The 17461-nt window shown below is 64.1% G+C and carries 17 protein-coding genes; 10 read left to right on the forward strand and 7 right to left on the reverse strand.

Annotation, left to right across the window (positions count from 1 at the left end):
• Positions 1-4 precede the first annotated feature (4 nt).
• The 8 genes from FKM97_RS05050 to FKM97_RS05085 all read left to right on the forward strand — a co-directional run bounded on the left by FKM97_RS05050 (position 5) and on the right by FKM97_RS05085 (position 8972).
• The gene (locus tag FKM97_RS05050) at positions 5-766 is read left to right on the forward strand and encodes an SDR family NAD(P)-dependent oxidoreductase (protein ID WP_143958079.1); all 762 of its coding nucleotides are present in this window, start codon (positions 5-7) and stop codon (positions 764-766) included.
• 9 nt (positions 767-775) lie between these two features.
• The gene (locus FKM97_RS05055) at positions 776-1798 is read left to right on the forward strand and encodes a phosphotransferase family protein (RefSeq protein WP_143958080.1); all 1023 of its coding nucleotides are present in this window, start codon (positions 776-778) and stop codon (positions 1796-1798) included.
• Between the two features lie 12 nt (positions 1799-1810).
• Positions 1811-3016 carry an acyl-CoA dehydrogenase family protein gene (locus FKM97_RS05060; RefSeq protein ID WP_143958081.1) on the forward strand — a complete coding sequence of 402 codons (1206 nt, stop codon included), beginning with the start codon at positions 1811-1813 and terminating at the stop codon, positions 3014-3016.
• Between the two features lie 12 nt (positions 3017-3028).
• Positions 3029-5080 carry a 3-hydroxyacyl-CoA dehydrogenase NAD-binding domain-containing protein gene (locus FKM97_RS05065; RefSeq protein ID WP_143958082.1) on the forward strand — a complete coding sequence of 684 codons (2052 nt, stop codon included), beginning with the start codon at positions 3029-3031 and terminating at the stop codon, positions 5078-5080.
• 11 nt (positions 5081-5091) lie between these two features.
• The gene (locus FKM97_RS05070) at positions 5092-6885 is read left to right on the forward strand and encodes an acyl-CoA dehydrogenase (RefSeq protein WP_143958083.1); all 1794 of its coding nucleotides are present in this window, start codon (positions 5092-5094) and stop codon (positions 6883-6885) included.
• A 138-nt stretch (positions 6886-7023) separates the two neighbouring features.
• The gene (locus FKM97_RS05075; RefSeq protein ID WP_170240759.1) at positions 7024-8424 is read left to right on the forward strand and encodes a phenylacetate--CoA ligase family protein; all 1401 of its coding nucleotides are present in this window, start codon (positions 7024-7026) and stop codon (positions 8422-8424) included.
• A complete protein-coding gene (locus tag FKM97_RS05080; RefSeq protein ID WP_143958085.1) occupies positions 8421-8621 on the forward strand; it encodes a hypothetical protein in 201 nt (66 codons plus the stop codon). The genes FKM97_RS05075 and FKM97_RS05080 overlap by 4 nt, the downstream gene beginning before the upstream one ends.
• 75 nt (positions 8622-8696) lie before the next feature.
• Entirely contained in the window at positions 8697-8972 is a 276-nt protein-coding gene (locus FKM97_RS05085; protein ID WP_143958086.1) for a hypothetical protein, read from the forward strand.
• Here FKM97_RS05085 and FKM97_RS05090 read toward each other — a convergent pair.
• The 3 genes from FKM97_RS05090 to FKM97_RS05100 all read right to left on the reverse strand — a co-directional run bounded on the left by FKM97_RS05090 (position 8969) and on the right by FKM97_RS05100 (position 11068).
• Complete coding sequence (locus tag FKM97_RS05090) at positions 8969-9847, reverse strand: aldose 1-epimerase family protein (RefSeq protein WP_143958087.1); 879 nt, start codon at positions 9845-9847, stop codon at positions 8969-8971. The genes FKM97_RS05085 and FKM97_RS05090 overlap by 4 nt on opposite strands.
• 81 nt (positions 9848-9928) lie before the next feature.
• On the reverse strand, positions 9929-10456 hold the full coding sequence (locus FKM97_RS05095; RefSeq protein WP_143958088.1) for a GNAT family N-acetyltransferase: 528 nt from the start codon (positions 10454-10456) through the stop codon (positions 9929-9931).
• A 228-nt stretch (positions 10457-10684) separates the two neighbouring features.
• Positions 10685-11068 (reverse strand): hypothetical protein, encoded by a 384-nt coding sequence (locus FKM97_RS05100; RefSeq protein WP_143958089.1) that lies wholly within the window; start codon positions 11066-11068, stop codon positions 10685-10687.
• Between the two features lie 240 nt (positions 11069-11308).
• Between FKM97_RS05100 and FKM97_RS05105 the strand changes: the two genes are divergently transcribed.
• The gene (locus FKM97_RS05105) at positions 11309-12535 is read left to right on the forward strand and encodes a PQQ-dependent sugar dehydrogenase (RefSeq protein ID WP_428977892.1); all 1227 of its coding nucleotides are present in this window, start codon (positions 11309-11311) and stop codon (positions 12533-12535) included.
• Positions 12536-12541: 6 nt separating this feature from the next.
• On the opposite strand, the gene bla is transcribed toward FKM97_RS05105, so the two are convergent.
• Positions 12542-13402, reverse strand: coding sequence for a class A beta-lactamase (bla, locus tag FKM97_RS05110; protein WP_143958090.1), 861 nt, complete (start codon positions 13400-13402; stop codon positions 12542-12544).
• Positions 13403-13568: 166 nt separating this feature from the next.
• Here bla and FKM97_RS05115 point away from each other — a divergent pair, with 166 nt between their 5' ends.
• Positions 13569-14303, forward strand: coding sequence for a TerC family protein (locus FKM97_RS05115; protein WP_143958091.1), 735 nt, complete (start codon positions 13569-13571; stop codon positions 14301-14303).
• Between the two features lie 49 nt (positions 14304-14352).
• Here FKM97_RS05115 and FKM97_RS05120 read toward each other — a convergent pair whose 3' ends face one another.
• The 3 genes from FKM97_RS05120 to FKM97_RS05130 all read right to left on the reverse strand — a co-directional run bounded on the left by FKM97_RS05120 (position 14353) and on the right by FKM97_RS05130 (position 17411).
• Positions 14353-15189 (reverse strand): aspartate dehydrogenase, encoded by an 837-nt coding sequence (locus FKM97_RS05120; protein ID WP_143958092.1) that lies wholly within the window; start codon positions 15187-15189, stop codon positions 14353-14355.
• Between the two features lie 72 nt (positions 15190-15261).
• A complete protein-coding gene (locus FKM97_RS05125; protein ID WP_143958093.1) occupies positions 15262-16092 on the reverse strand; it encodes a 2-keto-4-pentenoate hydratase in 831 nt (276 codons plus the stop codon).
• A gap of 5 nt (positions 16093-16097) precedes the next feature.
• Positions 16098-17411, reverse strand: a complete 1314-nt coding sequence (locus tag FKM97_RS05130) for an aromatic ring-hydroxylating oxygenase subunit alpha (protein ID WP_143958094.1) — start codon at positions 17409-17411, stop codon at positions 16098-16100.
• Between the last annotated feature and the right edge of the window lie 50 nt (positions 17412-17461).

Raw genomic sequence — 17461 nt, forward strand, 5'->3', positions numbered from 1 at the left:
CGAGATGTCCGCCTTTTCGCTTCAGGGCAAGACCGCCTTCGTCACTGGCGGCGGTGGCGGGCTCGGGTCGGTGGCCTGCGCGACATTGGCGAGAGCCGGCGCTGCGGTGGCGGTGGTGGCGCGTTCGGCAGACAAATGCGAAGCCGTCGCAAAAGCGCTTCGGGATAAAGGGGGCAGGGCGGTCGCCGTGTCTGCCGATGTTCTTGATCAGGCGCAGATCAATGCCGCGTTGAACGTCGCCGAGGACGCGCTCGGACCGATCGACATCCTCGTCAACAATGCCGGGGTCACCTCGCCCAAGGGCCTCCTCGATCTGACGGTCGAGGACTGGGACGGCGTCGTCGACGTCAGCATGAAGGGTACCTTCCTGTGCACGCAAGCCGTGGCACGCGGAATGATCGAGCGCCGCCGCGGCCGTATCATCAACATGGGCTCGATCCTCTCGGAACGAGGGGTGGCCCGTCGTAGCGCCTATTCCGCGGCCAAGGCCGGCCTCGCCAACTTCACCCGGGCCTGTGCCGTCGAACTCGGTCCGCATGGTATCACGGTCAATGCCCTCGGGCCCACCGTCATCGTGACCGACCTCAACCGCACAATGGTCGAGATGCAGCCCGAACTCTATCGCGCCATCGTCGACAGGACGCCGCTGGGGCGGCTGGGTGAGACGTCGGACCTCGAGGGTCCCCTGGTCTTTCTCGCCTCCGACGCAGCCGCGTTCGTCTCGGGGCAGATTCTTTATGTGGATGGCGGCTATACCGCGAGCTGAACGGACCTCATGACGCAAAATTCCCTCAACGTATCCGACCTCGCCGCCTATCTCGAACCCCGCCTCGATGGGGACTGGTCGGCGCTGCAGGTCAAGCCGTTCGTCGGCGGCCAGTCGAACCCGACCTTCCTGCTCCAGGCGGGCTCCCGGCCTTATGTGCTGCGCAAGCGGCCCGGCGGCACGCTGTTGCCCTCCGCCCATGCCATCGATCGGGAATATCGGGTGATGAGCGCCTTGCAGGGGACGGCGGTGCCCGTGCCCATGATGCGCCTGTTCTGCAATGACGACACCATCCTCGGCACCACGTTCTTCGTGATGGATTATGTGGCGGGGCGCGTCCTGAAGGAACCGGCTCTGCCGGGCTTCACGGTTGACGAACGCAAGGCGACCTATGAGGCCATGAATGCGGCGATCGCAGCCCTGCACCGCATCGATATCGCGGATGCCGGCCTTGCGGATTACGGCCGGCCGCAGGGTTACTACGCGCGCCAGGTGAAGCGGTGGACGGAGCAGTATCGTGCTTCGGAGACCGAGACGCTCGCGGACATGGAAGAGCTCATCTCCTGGCTGCCCGCCAATCTGCCTGAGGAAGGCCCGGCCGCTCTCGTCCATGGCGATTTCCGCCTCGAAAACCTCATCCTCGATGAAGCTTCTCCCCGCGTTCTCGCGGTGCTCGACTGGGAGCTGTCCACCCTGGGGGATCCTCTCGGCGATCTCGCCTATCATTGTCTCCCCTGGCATCTGCCGCCCCATGCCTTTGGCGGTCTCGCCGGCTGCGACATCTCCGCCAGCGGCATTCCGTCGGAGGAGGAGTATCTCGCCGCCTATTGCCGCCGGACGGGCCGAGCCGCTATCGTGAACTGGCATTTCTACGTGGCCTTCGCCCTGTTCCGGCTCGCGGCCATCCTCCAAGGTGTCCTGAAGCGCGCGCTCGACGGCAATGCGGCCTCTCCCGACGCCCGCGAGCGGGGCGCCCTGGCCGGAACCTGCGCAGCCTGCGGCTGGGCGGCGGTCGTCAACGCGAAGAACTGATCGGAGCATTCAATGGATTTCGAGCTTTCGCCCAAGACGCGAGACCTCAGCGAGCGGCTGACGCAGTTCATGGAGGCGCATGTCTATCCCGCCGAACCGCGCTTCGCCGAGGAAGTGGCGACGGGCGATCGCTGGCAGCCGACCTCGGTGATGGAAGAGTTGAAAGCCAAAGCGCGCGCCGAGGGCCTGTGGAACCTGTTTCTGCCGGAGAGCGAGAAGGGGTTCGGGCTGACCAATCTCGAATATGCGCCGCTCTGCGAAATCATGGGCCGCTCGATCATTGCTCCGGAGGTCTTCAACTGCTCAGCTCCGGATACCGGCAACATGGAAGTGCTGGAGCGTTACGGCTCGCCGGAGCAGAAGGAGCGCTGGCTCGCGCCTCTGCTGGCCGGCGAGATCCGCTCGGCCTTCGCCATGACCGAGCCGGCGGTCGCCTCTTCGGATGCGACGAACATCGAATCCTCCATCCTTCGGGACGGCGACCACTACGTCATCAACGGCCGCAAATGGTGGACCAGCGGGATCGGCGATCCGCGGTGCGCCATCATCATCTTCATGGGTAAATCCTCACCGGACAATCCCGACCGCTATCGGCAGCAATCCATGATCCTCGTGCCCCGCGACACGCCGGGGATCGACGTGAAGCGCATGCTGCCGGTCTTCGGCTATGACGATGCTCCGCACGGACATGGCGAAGTCGTCTTCGACAATGTGCGGGTGCCGGTGGAGAACATGCTGCTGGGCGAGGGCCGGGGCTTCGAGATTGCGCAAGGTCGCCTCGGACCTGGTCGCATCCATCACTGCATGCGCCTGATCGGCCTGACCGAGCGGGCCTTGGAGAAGATGTGCGTGCGCACAAAGAACCGGGTGGCTTTCGGGCGGCCCATCGCCGAGCAGACCGTCACCTTGGAACGGATCGCCGATTCCCGCATCCTCATCGACCAAGCGCGTCTCCTGGTCCTCAACGCGGCCTGGAAAATGGACGTGGCGGGCAACAAGGAAGCGCGCAAGGAAATCGCAATGATCAAGGTCGCCGTGCCGGTCATGGCCTGCCAGGTCATCGACTGGGCCATCCAGGCCCATGGCGGCGGCGGCGTTTCGGACGATTTCGGCGTGGCCTATGCCTATGCGCTGGCCCGGATGCTGCGATTGGCGGATGGACCGGACGAAGTCCACCGCAACCAAATCGGCCGCCTCGAACTCAAGCGCCATCACTGACGGATCGACTGCATGACCATCGCCCATATCCTCATCGACAATCCTCCCGTCAACAGCCTCGGCCGCACGACGCGCGCCGCCATCGTGGCGCAGCTCGAGGCGGCGGAGCGCGATCCTGCCGTCGCGGCGATCGTCATCCAGGGAAAGGGCGGCCGCTTTTCCGCGGGAGCCGACATTCGCGAGTTCAACGATATCGGGTCGGTGTCGGAGCTGCATCTCACCGACGTCATCGCCCGCATCGAGGCCTGCCCCAAGCCGGTCATCGCCGCCGTCGAGGGCATCGCGCTTGGCGGTGGGCTCGAGCTGGCGCTGGGCTGCCATTACCGGGTGGCCGCCGCCAGTGCGAAAGTTGCCCTGCCGGAGATCACTCTGGGCATCCTGCCCGGGGCCGGTGGCACGCAGCGTCTGCCCCGCGCCATCGATTTCGCGGCAGCGATCGAGGTGATGACCGGCGGCAAGATGGTGCCAGCCACGGATAAGCGCCTTGCCGGTCTGTTCGACGAGGTGACCGAAGGGGATGTGAAGGATGCGGCCTTCGCCCTGGCCCAAACACTGATTGCGGGAGGAGCTGAGCCGCGCCGCCTGCGCGATGTCAAAGTCGACGCCGCGACGGCCGAGCCGGCGCTCAAGGCCGCTCGCGAGAAACTTCTGCCCGGCAACCGGGTGCCCGCCCTGGAGGCCATCCTCGACTGCCTCGACGACGCCATCCACAAGCCGTTCGACGCGGCGATCGCGGAAGAGCGTCGGCGCTTCAATGTCGTCGTCAACACGCCGGCGTCGCGTGCCTTGCGGCATGCCTTCTTCGCCGAGCGGGAGGTGGCCAAGGTGCCGGGCATCACGGCGGCCACACCCACGGCGACCATCGACCACGTGACCATCATCGGCGCAGGGACCATGGGCCGCGGGATCGGTCTCGCCTGTCTCGATGCGGGCTTGTCTCTGACCTTGGTGGATGCCGATGCCGCAGCCCTGGAGCGTGGACTGGAGGCCGTTCGCAAGCATTATGCTGGTCTGGTCGAGAAGGGCCGGATCAAGCCGGCGGCTGCAGAGGAGCGCCTGGGCAAGCTGTCGGGCTCGACGGATCTTGCGGCGGCGGCACGCGTGCCGGGCCTCATCATCGAGGCCGTGTTCGAAAATATGGAGGTGAAGCAGTCGGTGCTCCGGGCGCTGGATGAGGCCGCACCCCAGGAGACGATCCTCGCCACCAACACCTCCACCCTGGATGTCGACGCGCTCGCCAGCGCCACCCGGCGTGCCGACAGGGTCGTGGGGATGCATTTCTTCAGTCCTGCCAACATCATGCGGCTGGTCGAAGTGGTCCGCGGCAAGGCGACCAGCGATGAGACCCTGGCGACGGCCATGAAGGTCACCGCGCGTCTGGGCAAGATCGGCGTGGTGGCGGGCGTCTGCGACGGTTTCATCGGCAACCGCATGGTGGAGGAATATCTCCGGCAAGCCTATTTCCTGCTGGACGAAGGCGCGCTTCCCCATGAGGTCGACGGGGCGCTGGAGCGCTGGGGCATGGCCATGGGGCCGCTGCGGATGATGGATCTCGCCGGCAACGACATCGGCTGGGCGATCCGCAAGCGCCGCGCCGTCGAGCAGCCGGACCGGCCCTATTCGGCGATCCCCGATCTCCTGTGCGAGCAGGGGCGCTTCGGGCAGAAGACGGGCAAGGGCTTCTATCGATATGAGGGCCGCACCCCGGTGAACGATCCCGAAGTCGAGGAGATGATCGTCAAGCATTCGGCCGATATCGGGCTGACACGCCGGTCCATCGGAGAAGACGAGATCGTCGAGCGCTGCCTCTATGCCCTGATCAATGAGGGTGCCCAGGTCCTGGAAGACGGGATCGCCTTGCGGGCCAGCGACATCGACGTGGTCTATCTCTCCGGCTATGGCTTTCCCCGCTTCCGGGGCGGGCCCATGCATTATGCCAATGAGATCGGGCTCGAGACCGTGGTTGCCGCCATGGAGCGCTATGCGAAGGGCAATCACGGCGCGTTCTGGACACCGGCGCCCCTGCTCGCCACGCTGGCGGCCTCGGGTGGAAAATTCGTCTGAAAGGGAGTTCCATGAGCGCGACCGCCCATTTCCTCTCGCGCCGTGACCTCGACTTCCTGCTCTATGAGGTGCTCGACGTCGAGCGCCTCACCGAGCGGGAGCGTTTTGCCGAGCATTCGCGCGAGACTTTCGATGCGGCCCTCGATCTTTCGGAGCAGCTGGCGGCGGATTTGTTCCGCCCCCACAACAAGCTGTCGGACCAGAACGAGCCGCGGTTCGAGAATGGTCGCGTCGTGATGATTCCGGAGGTCAAGACGGCGGTGGATGCCTTCGCCGCAGCAGGCCTCCTGGCTGCCACCCATGACGCCGAAATCGGCGGCATGCAGCTGCCGATGACGATCGCACAGGCCTGCTTCGCCTGCTTCGATGCCGCGAACATCGCCACTGCGGCCTATACGATGCTGACCATCGCCAATGCCAATCTGCTGCGCGTGCATGGCAGCGAGGAGCAGCGGCGGCTCTATCTCGAACCCTTGCTGCAGGGGCGCTTTCTCGGCACGATGTGCCTGTCGGAGACGCAAGCCGGCTCTTCGCTCGCCGACATCCGCACCATGGCGGATCCGCTGCCCGACGGCACCTATTCGATCACCGGCTCAAAGATGTGGATCTCAGCCGGCGAGCACGATCTCTCCGAGAACATCATCCATCTGGTCCTGGCGCGGCTGCGTGGCGCACCGGCCGGCGCTAAGGGGATTTCGCTGTTCGTCGTGCCGAAGCGGCTGGTGGAGCCGGATGGCCGTGTCGGAGCCCCGAACAACGTCGCCCTGGCTGGTCTTAACCACAAGATGGGCTATCGCGGCACGACCAATTGCGTGCTCAATTTCGGCGAATCCGGCACGACGGTGGGGACGCTGGTGGGCGAGCCCCATCAGGGGCTGGCCTATATGTTCCAGATGATGAACGAGGCGCGCATCGCCATCGGGCGCGGGGCCACGATGCTCGGCTATACCGGCTATCTCGCCAGCCTCGATTATGCGCGCAGCCGGCACCAGGGGCGGTCGGCCTCAGCCAAGGACCCCTCGCGGCCGCCGGTCGCCATCATCGAGCATGCCGATGTCCGGCGGATGCTCCTGGCTCAGAAAGCCTATGTGGAAGGGGCGCTGGGCCTCATCCTGATCTGCGCACAATTGGTGGACGAAGCGGCCACCGCCGAGGACGAGGAGACGCGGGCGCGTGCCCATCTCCTGCTGGACGTGCTGACGCCGGTCGCCAAGTCGTGGCCGTCCAAATACGGGCCCATCGCCAATGATCTCGCGATCCAGGTGCATGGGGGCTACGGCTATACCCGCGAATTCGACGTGGAGCAGTTCTATCGCGACAATCGCCTCAATCCGATTCACGAGGGCACCAACGGAATACAGGCGCTGGATCTCCTGGGCCGCAAGGTGATGATGCAAGAGGGACAGGCGTTCTCCGCGACGGTCGAGGCCATGCGGGAGACCGTGGAGCTGGCCGAAGTCTCCGATGATGCCGACTGCCGGGCCTGGGGGGAAAGCCTCGCTGCGGCACTGGACGATCTCGTCCAGACGACGGCCGTGCTTAGGGCGGAAGCCAACCACGAACGGCGGCTCGCCAATGCGTCGCTCTATCTCGACGCCTTCGGGCATACGGTCATCGCCTGGGTCTGGCTGCGCCAGGCGCTCACGGCTGCGCGGCCGGGGCAGAGCGAGGATCCATTCTATGCGGGGAAGCGGCAGGCCTGCTGCTATTTCTTCGCTTGGGAACTGCCCACCATCGCACCCTTTCACCATCTGTTGCGTGGTCTCGATCCTACGCCGCTCGAGATGCAAGACGCCTGGTTCTGACGCTCTGAGGCCGGGGATGCAAGAGGCGCAAACGGTCTTGCGTCGCACCGCGTTTGCGATAAGATTGACCTGTTGTCCGACAAGCGGCAACGGGGTGGAACCATCATCACCCCGCTCTCAGACGCAGAGATGAACTGTATGAGCTCAACACCGTCGGCCATCCTCGCAGGTTTGACCGCGCTGTCGCGCGCAGAGCTGGAGGCCCTGCAACTCGCCAAGCTGCAGCGGCAGCTGGCGCGCGTCTATGCGCGCAACGGTTTCTACCGCGACCGGTTCGATGCAGCCAAGGTGCGGCCGGAGCAGATCCGCTCGGTCGCCGAGTTTCGCGATCGCATCCCGACCATGGCGAAGGCGGATTGCCTGGCCGACCAGCAGGAGCATCCTCCCTTCGGCCGCCGCGTGGGCGTGCCCCGCGAGGACGTCGTGCTCATGAACCTGACGGGCGGAACCTCCGGTCAAGGCCAGGAGGTGTTCGGGCGCACCAATCACGACATCGCCATGCAGGGACATTTTCATTACCTGCCCTGGTATCTCGCCGGCTTGCGGCGTGGGGATTCGGCCTTGAACTGCGTGCCGGCCGGAGGGCTCACCACCGGCGGCTGGGGACCGACCGAAGGCTTTCGCGTGGCCGGCGTCACCAGCTATGCGGTGGGCGGCACCATGAGCACGGATGCCAAGATCGACCTCATGCGGCGATTCAGGGACTTCCACTTCATCTATGCCTCGACCAGCTATCTGCACACTCTGACGGAAGCCTTCCGGCGCAAGGGCCTCAGCCCCGCGGAGGAATTTCCGATGCTGCGCACCCTCTACATCGCGGCGGAAAGCTATCCGGTCGAGTGGGCCCAGCGGGTCGAAGCCTTCTGGGGTGCGAAGCTGCATGAAGGCTATGGCAGCACACAGGCGGCCGGCTTTTCGGCCGGAACCTGCGAACATGGCGCCATCCAGGGAGACAGACGCGGGGTCATGCACTTCTTCGAATGGCACAATCTCGTGGAAGTGGTGAACCCGGAGACCATGGAACTCGTCGGCCCCGGCGAGGAAGGCGAGATCGTGCTGACCAATCTCGACATCATCGGCTCTCCGGTCATTCGCTTCCGGACCGGGGACAAGGGCCGCTATGTGTCACCCGGCGCGGGACCCAGCGGGCGGCCCTGGATCGGAGTGGAGGCCGGGACCATCGGCCGGATCGACGACATGATGAAGATCCGGGGAAACAACATGTGGCCGAGCGCAGTCGACGGTGTCGTGTTCCGCTGCGACAAAGTTTGGGAATATGCCGGACGCGTCTATACCAGCATGCAGGGGAAGACCTGCGTGGAACTCAGGCTCGCCTTCAAGGCCGATGCCGCCTTCTCCGGCGACAGCGAGCGACAGGCCCTGCTGAAGACCATCGGTGCAGAGCTGAAACAGACCACCAACATCAATATGGACCTCGTCGTCGTCGACCGAGAGGACCTGCCCAGCTACGAGTATAAGAGCCGCCGCTGGAAAGACGAGCGGGCGGAAGGGTTCCGCAGCGGAGCCGTGAACCAATGAGCAAAATGCCAGCATCTCTTGCCGAACAACAGGATCTGGTGGCGCGCATCGCCGCCCTCATCGTCGAGTTGGAGGAAAAGGCCGATCCGTTCATCGCGGGACATTGCCTGCATCTGCGCGAGCGGGCGGAGGTCATCGGCGAGATCCTGGAGACGGACGCAGCATCAGTTGCGGCTTTCCGCTCCACACCCGTCTGACGGATCCACATTCGGTCCAGAGCCGAACCATCGCTCAAGGTTAAGCGTTATGCTCCTATAGACCGGAGGATAAACATGCTGAGCGACGCTGCACGTCTCTACAACACGATCAGTGCCCTGCACGCAGCCCTTGTGGATGCGGGAATGAAAGGCGAGTTCGAATTGCGGCTCAGCCCCGAAGACGGTGCCGAGCTCGAGCACATGGTCATGTCGAGCACCGGCGGACCGATCTATCGTGGCGAGGTCATCGAAGCCCATGATGTGAGCTCCGGACGGCGCGCCATGACGATGTCGGGCATCATGGTCAGCTGGGATGCGGCGGCCGCCGCCGACATGGAACGCACAGCCTAGATCTCAACCCACCAGGAGAACTCCGTGCTTTGACCCGGCGGGAGGTGCACCAGTCCCGGCTTTTGGAGAAAGGGTCCGTCCCAGCCCACCGGGCTCGCCGTGCCGTGCCAGGGCTCGATGCAGAGAAAGGGCGCACCCGTCGGCTTTGACCATATTCCGAGGTCGACGAAGCCGCGCCAGGAGACCTGCACCTCCCTGACCGTCGCTCCTGCCGGATCAAGGGCGGAAAACCGTGCCGATCGGCTTTGAACCGTAGGCAGGACGATCGCATCGTCCCGAAAGAGTTCCGGTGAGAGCGGTAGCGTCAATCCATCGAAGGGGAGCGGCTTGGGGGGGCCGATCAGTCCGCCGTCGACGGATCGGGCGGGACCCGGCTCCCGCTTCGCGAAGGTGAGACGGTGCGCTTCCTTGGCAATGCCGGCGACCAGAGGCCAGCGGAAGGCCGGGTGCGCGCCGATGGAAAAAGGCAGCGCTTCGTCCCCCGGGTTCGTCACCTGCATGGTGACCGTGAGACGAGCGTCGCTGACGTCGTGGGTCACATCCAAGCAAAATGGAAAGGGATACTGGGCCTGCGTCGCCTGATTATCGCAGAGGCGAAGCGACGCCCTTGTCGCGGAGCGATCGGTCCACTCAAAACGGCTGTCACGGGCAAAACCATGCTGGCTCATGGAGTATGTCCTGCCGCCATGGTGCAGGGTGTCGTCGGCAAGACGTCCAACGATGGGAAACAGCACGGGCGAGTGACGCGGCCATTCGGGGCCGGCCTGCCAAAGCAGTTCTTCGTCGCCGCCCTTCCTGAGGCTGATCAGTTCGGCGCCGAGGGATTTTATGGTGGCCGTGATCCCCGAGCCGCGAATGATATGCGTTTCGCTCAATCTTGATCTCCTGCTGCGACTCAATGGACGGCAGACTGGAGCAGCGGTCTGCGTTGTGCAAGCGCAGGCCGGCTGATCCGCTCACGCGCGCAGCCGTTTGTAGAAGAAGGTCGTATCGGCGAGGATTCCTTCCGGGCGATAGGCATGACCCGGCACGCGGCCCCATTCTATCCAGCCACACCGGCGATACAGGGCCTCTCCCGCGCTGCCGGTCTCCGTGTCGAGCAGCAGGAGCGTGCGGCCGGCGGAGAGAGCAGCCGCCTCGGCGGCCTCCAGCAACTTGCGCCCCACTCCTCGCCGACGCGCCGAGGAAAGCACAAGCATCTTGCCGATTTCCGCCCGGTGCGAGCCGTTCGGCTGGGGCGCCAAAATCAGCATCACCGTTCCCAGCAATCGATCGCCGCATTCCGCCACGAGCAGGTGCTTTTCTCCGGTCGCCAAGCCCGCGAGCTGAGCCCGCCAGAACAGGTTGCCCTGTTCACGGGTGAAGCTCGCCAGGAAGTTCACAGAGGCCCCGTCGGCCACGGCATCCGCGAGGATCAGTCCCAGCTCTTCCAGACGAGCCTCCGCCTCGACAGCGGAGAGACTGCGGATATTGACGGATGCCATGTCAGACCCCGGGATGAGCACGATACCGACCCCTATTCTGATTGCGCCGAGGTCGGGTGGCAATCTCGCTTCTGTGGGGTGGGTGTCGCCGAGGCGCTTTTTTACATCTGGGTTATAGATGCGGGGAGCAGGGTGGCACGCCTCACCTGGTGAGGGTCGCCCTCACCGGCCTCGTCGCCAGCTGTGGCATGACAGAGGGAAAGCGCGTGACCGGCCCCTCTCCCATGATCAGTTGGCCGCCGCCCTCACACGCTTCTGCGTGTCGAAGATGATGCGGTCATACTGGCGCATCTGATTGGCATCGAGCACCTTCGAGACCGCCTGGCGTTCTCTGCGCTGAATCGCCTGCAGGTGACCAGCGATCTGCATCAGCTTATCCATCCGTGGCTTCGCTGCAGGGTTGATGTTGTTCTGGCGCAGCAAGGCCAGCAGTTCCGCCTCACTTTTATTGGTGATGGCGCGGAGCTTGCTCCGCTGGGCGCTGGTGACATCGAGCTTCGATATCACGTTCGAACTGTAAAAGGACTGCGCCACTGCAGGCGTCCCCATAGCGCCGCCCAGGGCGAGCGAACCCGCCACGATCACAGTGCTCAGCAGACGTTTGGACAGCATAAGTTCCTCCTTGATGGATCCGTCGACAGCAAACCGCCCATAGTCCGCGGTACATAATGCTTCATCTTCCGCCCGCCAACTGCGCGTCCTGACGCGCCCCTGAGTTGCAGATCACCACCCCCTCCGTCCCGCTTGCGAGGGACCGACCCCGCCCGCTCGCGAGGGTTTGATGGAAGCGGGGCGGAACCAAGCATCCTTTCAATGGCTTCGCCGTGACATACATCAATGCGGAGACCAGGAATGCGATCACTCGCCCTTCTCGCCATGACGACCACTCTGCTCACGGGGGCCATGACGCCCCTGGCTTTCGGACAGACCGTGACGGCGACACCGCCGTCGGACCGCGCGGCAAACGCGCCGGACCAGAAGCCGGCCTTCGAAGGCCAAACCCGGGCGCCGGAGCCTGACATGCTCACAAAGGTGAACGTGACCACGGTCGTGGAGGGCTTGCCGAGGGCCTGGGCCCTGGAGTTCCTGCCGGATGGGAGGATGCTGGTGACGGCGAAGTCGGGCGAGTTGCACATCGTATCGACGGGAGGAGAGATCGGGCCGGCTTTGAAGGGGGTGCCGAAGGTGGATGCTCGTGGACAAGGAGGGCTGTTGGATGTTGTCCTCAGCCCGGACTTCGCCACCGACGGGATGGTCTATTTCAGCTTCAGCGGGCCGCGCGAGGGCGGCAACGGCACTTCCGTCGCCCGGGGCAAGCTGGTGGAGACCGAGGGCTCGGCAGAGTTGCAGGACGTGGCCGTGATCTTTCGGCAGATGCCGAGCTGGAACAGCGACAAGCATTACGGATCGCGGCTCGTCTTCGCGCCCGACGGGATGTTGTATGTGACAGTCGGGGAGCGGTCGCTGCCCGGACCGCGCGTCCAGGCGCAGGACGTGGGAAGCGGACTGGGCAAGGTCTTCCGCATCAATCCCGATGGATCCGTGCCGAAGGATAATCCCTTCGTCGGCCGCGAGGGCGCTCAGCCGGAGATCTGGTCCTATGGACATCGCAATCTCCAATCCGCGACACTCGACGGACAGGGTCGGCTCTGGACGGTGGAGCACGGGCCGAAGGGCGGAGACGAACTGAACCGGCCGCAGCCGGGTCTCAATTACGGTTGGCCGGTCATCACCTATGGCGTTGAATATAGCGGAAAGCCAGTCGGCAAAGGCATTACTGCCCAGGAGGGGATGGAGCAGCCCATCTATTACTGGGATCCCGTCATCGGACCCTCGGGGATGGCCCATTATGAAGGCGATGCGTTCGAGACCTGGAAGGGCGCATTTCTCATCGGCGGTCTTGTGAACCAGGCCCTCGTCGTCCTGCATATGGAGGGTGACAGGGTGGCCCATGAGGAATGGGTGCCGCTCGATGCGCGGATTCGGGACGTGAAGATCGGATCTGACGGTCACGTCTATGCCTTGACTGAAGGCGGTGGCGGCTCGCGGGTCTTGAAACTTAGCCCCGCAGAGGGCTGACCGCTTTCATATCCCGGCAACCAGACGACCGACAGCGGCGATCACAGCATCGCGGCTCTCGGCCGTCTGACCTGGCTTGGACGCGTAATAGACGGTCACCAGGATCGGTTTTCGCGCGGGGGGCCACACAATGGCAACGTCGCACGCACCCATTTGATTTGTTCCGGTCTTGTCGCCCACTCGCCACGTCTTGGGAATGCCTGCACGAATGCGCTTGTCGCCCGTCTTGTTCGCTACAAGCCAGGCCGCAAGCTGCCGACGCGAGGTCTCGCTCAGACCATCGTCGACGAGGAGCTTGCGCATCGTCTCGAGCATGGCGCGAGGTGTGGTGGTGTCATGCAGATCTCCAGGAACGGCGGAGTTCAGAAACGGTTCGATGCGGGTCAGGCCGGTCACCTCATCGCCGATCGAGCGCAGAAACCGGGTCAGTCCGGCAGGACCGCCGGCGCTGGCGAGCAGAAGATTGCCGGCGGTGTTGTCGCTCGTGGCGATGGCGGCGTCACAGAGTTCCGCCATGGTCATGCCGGGGGCGCCGACACGGCCCTCGGTCATGGGCGAATATGTGACCAAGTCGCGTTTCGAAAAGATCACGCGCCTGTCCAGTCTCTCCTGTCCGCGATCCACCCGAGCCAGGACATGGGCTGCCGCCAGGAGCTTGACGGTGCTCAGGAGGGGGAACCGCTCATCGGCACGATGGCCAAAAACGTGACCGGAGGCCAGGTCAAGGATCGCGACCCCTAGCTGCCCTCCATTGCGGGCCTCCACATCGCGCAGGCGATCATCCATGGTCGCCTCGGCAGCGTGCACTCCCAGAAGGGACGGCGTCGCCATCAAGCTGCCCAAGATAATGGCTCTACGGGTGATCATCTGCTTCACCATTCCAAGTTCGTTCCGGCGCGGGTTGTTGCTCCTACGCTGACGAGACGGCTGGAGTGGGGCAGCTCGAAGACACAATCTTGTCTGGCCGCAGGCCGAAACACAGATTACTACGTCGCTGCCGGCAGCGGGCCGGCACACCATGGAGACATCCAGAATGGACTACCTCGCGACCCTCGCCGCGGACCCCACGGTCTGGGTGGCTCTGGTTACGCTCATCGTCATGGAGGTGGTCCTGGGGATCGACAATCTGATCTTCATTTCGATCCTCACCAACAAATTGCCCGAGCATCAACGGGCCCGGGGCCGGCGCATCGGCATCGGATTGGCGCTGGTCCTGAGACTGGGGCTGCTCAGCACGGTGGCGTTCATTGTTCAGCTGACCACGCCGCTGTTCGAGCTCTTTGGCCACGGTCTGTCCTGGCGCGACCTCATCCTCATCGCAGGCGGCCTGTTCCTTGTGTGGAAGGCGACCAAGGAAATCCACCACACCGTCGATCCCGACCCCGGCGACGACATGTTCTCGACCAAGGGTGCAAGCCTCACCTTCAATGCCGCGATCATGCAAATTCTGCTGCTGGACCTGGTCTTCTCCATTGACAGCATCATCACCGCCGTGGGCATGACGGACCACATCCCGGTCATGGTCATCGCGGTGGTCGTGGCGGTGCTGGTCATGCTGCTGGCCGCAGAGCCGCTGGCGAATTTCATCCAGCGCAATCCCACGATCGTCATGCTCGCCCTGGGCTTCCTGATGCTCATCGGCACGACGTTGATCGCGGAGGGGTTCGGCGTGCATGTGCCCAAGGGGTATATCTACGCGGCCATGGCCTTCTCGGCCCTGGTGGAAGGGCTCAACATGCTCGCAAGACGGGCGAAATCGCGGAGCTAGGGCTCTTCGGCCCTCGCATTGGGACGTGGCGGCACCGTGCGCCGGGCCGTTACGTCCCCAAGCGCAGCGGTGCCGTCATCTTGCGAAGCGTCGCTATAACGGAGAGAGCCGTGATCCGGCTCGTCTTCGGGTTCTCCGACGGCACATTGGCGATCGACATCTGAAAGCTGGCGCTGTCCGCTTCAACCTCGATGGTGTGGGTGTTGCGGGTAATGGTCGGGTCCGCCCAGATCTCCAGGACCGTCCGGTCGGGACCGATGCCGGCCAGGGACAGAGCGACTGCCACATTCATATTGGCTGGAAAACCTACCGCGGCCTCACGCGGGCTGCCGGAGAAAATCCGCAGGGGCTCGGTGATGTCCTCGATGCGGATGTTGCGCTCTTCCAGAAAGGGAGCCCCCGCGAAGCCTTGCGCCGGCTTCCGGCTGGCCATGCGGACCGAGCGGATCTCGCCCTCAGCAGCAGCCAGCAGGGCGTCGAGGCCGAGCAATGCACCGGACGGCACAATGATCTGGCCGCCAGAAGCGCGGGCGAGCTCGACCAGGTGCTCATTGGTCAACAAGGCGCCGACGGACAAGATCATCACCTTCTTGCCGGCCTTCAGAACAGGCTCCGCGATCGAACAAAGGATCGAGGCAGGCGCGCATTCGATAACGAGGTCGGCCAATGGCTCCAGCTCTGCGATCGTCACCAAGGGCACGGGGTGCCGAAGCGATTGCAACCGCGCCTCGGCCTTGGCCCTGTCGCGGACACCAATCGCCGTGAGGGTGAAGCCCGGCAGGCCTCGGTCCAACGCCTGAGCGACCGTGAACCCAATCGCTCCGAGGCCGGCAATCGCCACGCGGATCGGTTCAGCCCTGGCGGCCGTCGTGGATGGTGTGGACATCGATTCTCCTCGGGAAGACGCGGCGGGTGGTCTGCGGTTTCGGGTTGGAACGAGACTGGAGTCCCGCGTTTCCTATTTCACTGAAGCGAAACCCACACTCAATGGCTTTCTGGTCAGCCCCGCATATTCCACGCGGACGGACTGATCCACGATCAGGGGCTGAAGCTTTCCCAACGAGCCGAGGCTGATCATGTCTCCGGGGGCGAATTGCACCCCATGTCTCACCATCCACAAGACGACGTCGAGCGGGTGGCCCATCAGCGCCTCGCCCGTGGCCTGATCGACGACTTTACCATCGACGAGCACGGTCACCCTCATCTCGGCCAGCGCCGCCTCCACGTCGCGAATGTCCTTCACCCGGATCCCGCGGCCCAGCACCCCGCGGAACGGCAGCACGTTGTAGGCGACCATGAGCAAGCCATCCGGCTTCACATCGGGCTTGAGGGCCAAGTCCGGGATCTCGATGAAGGGGATCATCAGGCCCAAGGCCGACGCGACTTCGGCGCGGGTGGTGGCCGCGTTGATGGCGACGTCGTCGACCGTCACCATCAGGTCGGCCTCGAAAAAGGCCTTGCGCGTGCTGCTCATGGGCAGTTCGGCGCCATCGGCCATGAGCATCGGCGCATACAGCACACCGATAACGGGTTCATCAACACCGAAGCGCTCCTGAGCCGCCCGAGAGCTGAAGCCCACCTTATAGGCCACCGGCTTTCCCAGCCTTCGCTCCAACTGAGCGTTGAACGCCTTCTGGGCGCACAGGGCATCGTCGAGGGTGGCCAGGCCGTCTATCGCCGGCAGCCGGTGACCCTCCAGCCAGCGGTCGGCAGCCCGGGCCATGATTTCCGGAGGTGGACAGTCCGCGCGAGCCGCCGTGGCGAAGAGAAGCGCTGCGGCAACGGCCATAATCCTCATGATGATAGTCTGGACTCCAAATGAGGTGCCGGTGGCGGGAGCATCGGCTGGTGACCGTCGAAATACTTCAACAGCCTGTCCATGTACCAGGTCAGGAATTTTTCCAACTGATTCTCGTTGGGAGAATACGGGCCCGGCTCATAGGCCGGGCTCTGAACACCCTTGGTGACCAGCGAGACGAAGGCCGCATCCTGCTCGTTCGTCTTGCGCCAGACTTCGGTCAGATGCTCGACGTCATAGTCGCGGCCCTCGACGGCGTCCTTGTGGACCAGCCATTTGGTCCGCAGCAGGGTCCTGTCCGCTGACAGAGGCAGGATGAAGGAAATCACCGCATGGTCGCTGAGAAAGTGGTTCCAGGAGTTTGGCTGCGTGTGGAGCGACAGGGCGCCGAGGCGGGGATTGGTGAAATCGGCCAGCAGCTTCTTGCAGGCGATTTTCGTGTCGAGGGTGTAGGATTCGCCCGCATTGTCCAAAGCCAGACGTTCCAGCCGGAAGGCGGTGGCCCCGTCATCCAGCTTCTCGACCAACTCGGAGGGTAGGTTCAGTTCGCGCCAGATCTGATCCATTTCCGATCGAATTCGGCAGTAGCGTTCATAGTATCTCTGCTGCCGAGGCTTCACATCGGCTTCCGTGTGGCCAAAGAACTGGAAGAAGGTGCGGATCAGCTCCGGATGGCCGCTGCAGTGGTAACATTCGCGGTTGTTCTCCATCACGGCCTTCCAATTGCCGTTCTCGACGATGTCGATCTGATGGGCGAGCTTGCTGTTGGCGAGATCGTGGGGCGCCAGATAGGGCGCAACCGTGTGCGCCATCTCCTCGATGTCCTCCGGCGGATCTTCGGCCAGGCAGATGAAGATCAATCCACTGACGTTGCGCAGATGCACCGGCTTGAGGCCGAGGCAGCTGCGATCCATGCCCGGGGCCATGTGCTCAGCAAAAACGAGGGCGCCGTCCAAATCATAGGCCCAGCTGTGATAGGGGCAGACGAGCTTGGCGGCCGATCCACGCGGCGCGCTCATCAGCCGGGCGCCGCGATGGCGGCAGACATTGTGAAGGGCCCGGATCACCCCGTCCATGCCCCGCAGGATGACGACGGAGAAGGGCCCGACCTCCAGGGTGACGTAGTCGCCGCGCTGGGGAATGTCAGCCTCGACGCCGGCGAGCAGCCAATGGCGCGCGAAAATCGCATCAATATCCGCGCGGAACACGGCATCGCTCACGTAGAACGGGGCCTCAAGACTGTAGCCGGGACGCCGTCGCCGTGCCAGTTGTGCAACTTCGAACCGGTCGGGGTCACTCAACGCATCCATCGGCATGCCTCCCTTAGTCGCGGAGCCAGCATAAAAGCTTTCATTGCCGA

Origin of the sequence: Rhodoligotrophos appendicifer (assembly GCF_007474605.1) — a bacterium.
Classification (GTDB): domain Bacteria; phylum Pseudomonadota; class Alphaproteobacteria; order Rhizobiales; family Im1; genus Rhodoligotrophos; species Rhodoligotrophos appendicifer.